The organism is Microcoleus sp. Pol14D4 (genome assembly GCF_036701245.1).
Classification (GTDB): domain Bacteria; phylum Cyanobacteriota; class Cyanobacteriia; order Cyanobacteriales; family Microcoleaceae; genus Microcoleus.
Genome location: NZ_JAUBQM010000167.1, coordinates 1 through 3936, shown reverse-complemented (window position 1 = coordinate 3936; position 3936 = coordinate 1). Strand labels below are relative to the sequence as shown.

The 3936-nt window shown below is 42.3% G+C and carries 2 protein-coding genes; both read right to left on the bottom strand.

Annotated features, from left to right (window positions below):
* Window positions 1-161: 161 nt before the first annotated feature.
* Window positions 162-1538, bottom strand: a complete 1377-nt coding sequence (locus QUA33_RS27740) for a response regulator (RefSeq protein WP_333152934.1) — start codon at window positions 1536-1538, stop codon at window positions 162-164.
* Window positions 1535-3936 (bottom strand): PAS domain S-box protein (locus QUA33_RS27735; RefSeq protein WP_333152931.1); only part of this gene is annotated, 2402 nt, incomplete at its 5' end. The genes QUA33_RS27735 and QUA33_RS27740, both read right to left, overlap by 4 nt.

Sequence of the window (3936 nt, the reverse complement as noted above, 5' to 3'; positions counted from 1 at the left end):
GCCGCTTTTATCAACAAGGTATGCGGGCTGCAACTCTTATACAGTCTATCTCGTAGACCTCTTTGTCACCCCCCCAGCTCAAAATTACAAATACACTGACTCATAAATAAACAAGATTCCTGATTTTACACCATGTTTGACTACTTTTATTTTAGTGTGGCTTATAACCCGCCTAAATCTTCTTCAGAAAAATATTTTTTAAAGTGGTGAATCGGAATTTCGATGGCTAATGTCGCCCCTTGAGCAGGTCTCGAAACACAACGAAGTTGCCCGCCGTGCTCGTCCACTACAATAGCATAGCTGATCGATAATCCCAAACCCTTTCCTTGGCCCACTTGCTTCGTTGTAAAAAAGGGTTCAAAAATGCGTTGTTGAATCTCTTCTTTTATGCCCGGCCCATTATCAGTAATATAAATACCCACTTGAAAATCGGAGAGTAACTTCGTGCAAATAGTAATAGTAGGGATGTGGCTGTTATTATCGACCTCTTTTTCCCAACTTTTTTGTGACTGCAACGCCTCAATCGCATTAGTCAGGATGTTCATAAAAACCTGATTTATTTGCCCCGCATAACATTCTATTTTTGGCAGCTCCTCATACTCTTTTACAACTTTAATTATCGTTTGGTCTGCTTCATCTTTCAGCCGATGCTGCAAAATCATCAGCGTACTTTCAATTCCTTCATGAATATCCACCGCTTTTAACTCAGCTTCATCGAGTCGGGAAAAATTCCGTAGCGAGTGCACGATTTCTCCGATTCGGTCAGCTCCTATTCTCATAGAAGCAATTAGCTTCGGCAAGTCATTCCTGAGAAAAGTGAAATCGATTGCCTCCAGTTGTTCCTGGATAGCGGCTGTGGGATTAGGAAAATCTTGTTCGTAGAGTTGCACCAGCCTCAGCAAATCTTCAGTGTACTCGGTTATGGGGCAGAGGTTCCCTTTAATGAAGCTAATCGGATTGTTAATTTCGTGAGCTACCCCTGCTACGACATTCCCTAAACTTGACATTTTCTCGCTTTGGATGAGTTGAGCTTGTGCCTTTTGTAACTGTTGTAGAGCCAGCTCTAGTTGTTGGGATTTCTTCCGCTCTTTAGCCTCGGACTCCTGCAATCTTGCATTTTGATCGTGCAATTTTTTTTGCAAACGCTGAATAGTTAGTTGATTTTCAACACGAGCTAAAACTTCTTCTAAATGAAATGGCTTGGTGATGTAGTCTACTCCTCCCACAGCAAATGCTTTGACTTTATCTAATACTTGATCTAGGGCGCTCAAAAAAATAACTGGGATACCCGAAGTTCTGCTATCCGCTTTTAGGTGTTGGCAAACTTCATACCCATTCATCTGGGGCATCGTGATGTCCAGCAAAATCAAATCTGGCGGGGTTGAACGCGCTGCTTTTAATGCCATTATCCCATTTATTACGCCCCGAACTTTATATCCTTTGTCGCTCAACATAATGGATAAAAGACGCAGGTTGTCGGGGGTATCATCAACTACTAAAAGATTGGCAACATGAGATTCTAATTGCTGGCTGTTCATGGAAGAATTTTTTCTGTTAAGGCAGTAATTTTATCAAATCGAAAATCATGAATCCAATCGGTGAGAAGCTCCGCAGCAGAAGTATCGGATTCAGGGATTGTGGCGACTAAACTTAAAATCAGGTGGGCATCAGCATCGATAGATCCTCGATCTAACTTTCTCAACCACTCCGCAGGCATTTTTGCCAAAGTTGCCTTTAAATTTTCTGTTTTTTCTTCTTCTTTTATACTCAAGTCTTGACCCCCAAGCTGAGATAATGTAACGTTCGGTAAATCTTCATAGATATACTGTACCCCTAAATGTTCAGCCATTTTGGCAAAAATAACTTCTTCTTGGAAAGGCTTGCTTACAAAATCGTCACAGCCTGATGATAAAACAACGGCTCGCTCTTCCTCAAAAGCGCTAGCGGTCAACGCAACAATCGGGGTAGCCTCATCTTTAATCTTGGCTTTAATTTGTCTGGTAGCCTCATACCCGTCTATCACAGGCATTTGCATATCCATCCAAATTAGGTGAGGTTTCCAAGTTTCCCAGATTCTAATAGCTTCTTGACCATTTACTGCTTCGCGCACCTCCAAGCCAAGCGGTTGGAGAAGATGAACCAATAGCAAACGGCTCTCCCATTTATCATCAACCACCAAGATGCGATATGAGGGTTGGTTGGGTTCTAAACCAATTACCCGCTTTCTTGATTGTCGAGGTTGAACTTTAGCCATCTCAGGGGAGCTAATTTGGATATCAAAACTAAAAATTGTTCCTCGATTCAAGGTACTGCTGACGGTAATGTCTCCTCCCATCAGTTGTACGAATTGTCGGCTGATGGGTAAACCCAACCCAGTTCCTTCTTGAGATTTCCGACCCGCGTCCGTTTGTACAAAAGGCTCAAATAAAGAATCTACATCAGTAGGAGCAATACCGTGACCCGTGTCTTCCACTTCAAACGTAATAATCCGTGGTTCGTTGTCTTTTGGGGACTTTTGTTTCTCACTAATTGCTGCAACTCGAAGTGTGACACTTCCCTTCGTAGTAAACTTGATCGCATTTCCTAGCAGATTAATTAAGACTTGACGCAATTTGCTTTCGTCAGTTTTTACATACTGAGGAATATTAGAATTGATGTGCCAACTGAGCTGTAAATCTTTAGAATCAGCTTTGAGTTTTAGCATTTCTTCTAGAGAATGGAGCAAGTGATACAGGTCAAAGCTAGTAGGATTTAATGTAATCCGACCTGCCTCGATTTTAGACATTTCCAGAACGTCATTAATCAGCGTCAGCAAATGCTCGCCAGAACGACTAATGATGGCGATCTGTTCCTGCTGTATGTGAGAAAGGGATGGGTCGCGTCCCAGCACTTGGGTAAAGCCGAGAATTGCATTGAGGGGAGTTCGCAATTCGTGACTCATTTTTGATAAAAATTCGCTTTTAGCCTTGTTAGCCGCATCTGCAACTTCTTTGGCTTGTTGTAAGGCTGCCTCTGCTTTTTTGTCCTCCGTAATATCGCTGGCTGTACCAGTTATTCCTAGAATATTTCCCTCGGAATCCCGCACTACAAGTGAATTAAACCGGAGATTGATAGGTCTGCTGTCTTTAGCTAATTGTATGGTTTCATACTGAAATACGGACTCTCCATTCAACATACGTTGGAATATCTCGTTATCTTTGGGAAGTTGTTCAGGCATCTGAAACTCACTGAATTTTCGCCCTATCATTTCTTCAGGGCTGTAGCCAAAAATCTGTTGGACGGCAGCGTTGACGAAGGTATAACGCCCTTCAACATCAACTGACCAAATCATATCCTGCGATGTTTCAACTAAGTCACGGTATTTAGCCTCGCTTTCTTTTAGCGCTTCTTCTACCCTTTGACGATCGGTAATGTCGTTAGTGACTAAGAGAATACACGCTTCTCCACCCAGCTCAATAATATCTGCTGATACCAGCATCTTCCTCACCTCGCCTGAAGAAGTACGACAATCAAATTCCTGATTGCGAACCACTCCTGATTCTTGCAATAGCTGTTTGTATCTGTCACTTTCTTCTAAATTAAGCCAAAGATTCAACTCAATTGCTGTAAAACCAATTACCTGTTCGCGAGAGTAATTAAAAGTGCTGAGGAAACTGTCGTTCACTTCAATGTAGCGTCCATCTGCAAACCGGGCGATCGCGATCGGGTTCGGACTAGAACGAAAGGCTTTAGAAAATTTTTCCTCCGACTTGCCCAAGGCTATTTCTGTCTGCATTCTGACAGCCATTTCCTGTTCCAATTCTTGCGTTCTTTCTATAACCTTACGTTCCAGCGTTCGCGAGTATTCCCCTAATTGATCGTAAAGTTGAGCATTCTCAATAGAAATAGCAATTTGGGCAGATAACAGTTTTAACAATTCTAGGCGATCGGTAGTAA

What these genes read in the sequence shown, in the direction of transcription:
- QUA33_RS27740 (WP_333152934.1), bottom strand. Translation starts at nt 1,538, where the DNA reads ATGAACAGCCAGCAATTAGAATCTCATGTTGCCAATCTTTTAGTAGTT.